Origin of the sequence: Streptomyces phytophilus (assembly GCF_013870535.1) — a bacterium.
Taxonomy (GTDB): Bacteria; Actinomycetota; Actinomycetes; order Streptomycetales; family Streptomycetaceae; genus Streptomyces; species Streptomyces phytophilus.
Genome location: NZ_JACBXC010000682.1, coordinates 1 through 3,238 on the forward strand (window position 1 = coordinate 1; position 3,238 = coordinate 3,238).

Sequence of the window (3,238 nt, forward strand, 5' to 3'; positions counted from 1 at the left end):
TGCCATCAGGTTCCCCGCCCCGCACCCGACGTCCAGCACGTCCCGCGCGCCCGCCCCGGCCACCCGCCGGGCGATCCACGGGCCGTAGTGGTCGTTGTGGCTCCAGGGATGCCGCCGGTTGAAGCGGTCGAGCGCGTCGAGTACGGGCATACGCACACGCTAACCGGGCCCGTAAACCGTGTTGACTTCGCCGGTCGTGGCGGTTACAACGTTGCACTTGCCGTCGGTGGGCGGACGGGAGCTGTCGGTGGGAACCGGAGGGCGGATGCGGCAGGGGGTTCGGGGGCGGGACGGGGCGGCCTGGGCGATACCGGCGGCGCTGGGGGTCGACGCCGTCGGATCCGGGCTCTATCTGCCGCTGTCCATGGTCTACTTCCTCGCCGCCACCGACCTCTCCGAGGCACGCGTCGGCCTGCTCATGACCGCCGCGACCGCCTGCGCGCTGCTGCTTCCGCTGCTGGTCGGGCGGGTCGTGGACCGCATCGGCCCGCGGCCGGTGGTGATCACGGGGCAACTGCTGCAGGCCGGCGGGTTCCTGCTGTACCTGGCGGTGGACGGGCCGGCTTCGCTGTTCGCCGCGGCGCTGGTCGAGTCGGCGGGGCTGCGCGTGTACTGGTCGTCGGTCTTCGCGCTCATCGCCGAGCAGGGCGACGACCGGTCCCGGGACCAGTGGTTCGCCCGTACCGCGATGATCCGCGCGGCCGGGACCGGCGCCGGGACCGTGGTCGCCGGGGTGCTGCTGGGACTCGCCTCGCAGAACGCGTACCGGGGGATGATCCTGGCGAACGCCCTGTCCTTCCTCCTGGCCGCCGCCGCCCTCGCCGTCTTCGTCAGGAGCCGCCCGCGACCGGCCGCGGACGACGTTGCCGGGAAGCCCGCGGACGGTGTGCGGCACCTGCTCCGCAACCGCGCCTATCTGTCGCTGATCGGCGTCAACGTGCTGTTCAACATCTGCACCGTCCTCCTCGCCGTGGCCACCCCCGTCTACGTCGTCCGCGGGCTGGACGCGCCCGGTTGGGCGGTCGGCGCCTTTCTGACCCTCACCACCGCCGTCGTCGCCACCTCCACCGCCGCGGTCACCCGGGGCATCCGCCGGCACACCTCCCGCGGGGGCGCGATGGCCTGGGGCGGGGTGGCGTGGGCGGCATGGTGCGGGGCGATCGCGCTCGCGGTCCTGCTGCCCCGCGGCCCGGTGCTGGTCGGCTACCTGGCGCTGGTGATGCTGCTCTGGGCGGCGGCGGAAATGCTGCACGGGCCGGCCTCCAACGCGCTCTCCGCGGACGCCGCACCGGAGGGGGCGCGGGGCACGTACCTGGCGGCGTTCCAGTACTCGTTCGCGACGGCGGACATGGTCACGCCGGGCCTCTTCGGGCTCCTGTACGGCGTGGAGCGGGTGCTGCCGTGGGTGGTCGTCGGCCTCCTGGCGCTCGTCGCGAGCGTGGCGGTACGGCCGCTGGAGAGGCGGCTGACGGCCGGGAGGGCGGCAGCGGGGGCCGCGGGGGCCTGAGGCTCCGCGCGGGCCAGGGGCGGTGCGGAGCGACACGTACGCGCGCGTACCGCCCGGGAAGCGCCCGTGCGCCGACCGCGGCGCGCCCCGCGTGATCTGTTGTTTCCCACCCCCGGCACCGCCGTTCACGCGCCGTTCCGCTCCACCGTCGAAACTCGCTGGTCGCCCCCCGCAACGCGAAGGAGAGGCCCGCATCATGAACGACGGACACATCGAAGGCGCCGAAGGCCCCGAGGGCACCGGGATCTCACGGCGCCGCCTCGTCCGGTACGCCGGCGTGGGGGCGACGCTCGCGGCGGCCGGCCCGCTCGTCGTGAGCGGTGAGGCGGCGGCCGACGACAACGACGCCCGGAACGACCGGGGCGGGCGCGGGAACGACCGGCGGCGCACCTGGCGGGCCGGGGACCACCACGTGCACTCCGAGTACAGCGGCAGGTTCGACACGTCGACCACCCCGCCCACGTTCCACAAGGGCGCCGACGCGGTGTACCCCATCGTCACCAACGCCATCATGGCCAAGCACTTCGGCCTGTCCTGGGTGATGTGCACCGACCACGGCGGCCCGACCCACTCGAAGGTCAACCTGGAGCTGGCCTACCCCGACCTGCTGCGCTCGCGCGTCCTCGTGCCCGAGGTGCTGCAGTTCTGGGGGATGGAGTTCGACGCCCCCGCCCTCGACCACCACACCCTGATGATCCCGCACCACCGCGAGGAGGCGCAGCTGCTGTACGAGCTGGAGCGCCGGTTCGCCAAGCTCGACCCGTTCCCCGCGGACCCCGGCCGCGACACCGAGGCCAAGATGATCGAGTTCCTCAAGGCCGCGGACACCGCCGACCGCAAGCCGCTGGTGATCGCCCACCACGCCGCGCGGTCGGCGACCGGTCTCGGCGTCTACGGCCAGGACACGCCGCGCGAGTTCCGCAACGGCAACGACGTCGCCCCGGACGTCTACGTCGGCTTCGAGGGCGCCCCGGGCCACCAGGCCGGCCCCCTCGTCGGCGGCGCCCGCGGCGGCTACGGCAACCACCCCACGTACGGCGGCTTCGACCAGATGACCGCCCGCCTCGGCGGCCTGTGGGACTCGCTCCTCGGCGAGGGCCGGCGCTGGTGGATCACCGCCACCTCGGACTCGCACGTGCACTGGACGCGCGGCGGCTCGGACTTCTGGCCGGGCGAGTACAGCAAGACGTACGTGCTGGCGCGGCAGGACTACGCGGACGTCATGGACGGCCTGCGCAACGGCCGCGTCTGGGTGGGCACCGGCGACCTCATCACCTCCCTCGACCTCACGGCGGGCAACCGCGGCCGCAGCGCGGCCATGGGCGAGACGCTGACCGTCAGCGGCCGGGGCCGCACGGACGTGGAGATCGAGATCCGCTTCCGCCCGCTGGACGGCAAGAACGGCAACGGCGACCGCCCCGAGGTGCGCCGCGTCGACCTCATCACCGGCAGCATCACGGGCCCGAGTGCCGACCGCGACGCGGACACCAACCCGACCACCAAGGTCGCCGCCCGCTTCGGCCCCGGCGACTGGCGGCGCCAGGGCAAGGACTACGTCATCCGGCACACCCTGCGGGACGTGGACGGCGACATGTACGCGCGCGTACGCGGTACGGGCACGGACGAGGCCGAGCCGGCGGCGGACGGGCTGGAGAGCCCGTGGGAGGACCTGTGGTTCTACTCCAACCCGGTGTTCGTCGACGTCCGTTAGGGGGCGCCGGCGCGCGCGGT

At 73.8% G+C, this 3,238-nt stretch carries 2 protein-coding genes; both read left to right on the forward strand.

What is annotated here, in order from left to right; all coding sequences use genetic code 11:
• The first annotated feature begins 265 nt into the window (after window positions 1-265).
• A complete protein-coding gene (locus H5J30_RS23480) occupies window positions 266-1,507 on the forward strand; it encodes an MFS transporter (RefSeq protein ID WP_181789359.1) in 1,242 nt (413 codons plus the stop codon).
• A gap of 196 nt (window positions 1,508-1,703) precedes the next feature.
• The gene (locus H5J30_RS23485; RefSeq protein WP_181789360.1) at window positions 1,704-3,218 is read left to right on the forward strand and encodes a CehA/McbA family metallohydrolase domain-containing protein; all 1,515 of its coding nucleotides are present in this window, start codon (window positions 1,704-1,706) and stop codon (window positions 3,216-3,218) included.
• Window positions 3,219-3,238 lie beyond the last annotated feature (20 nt).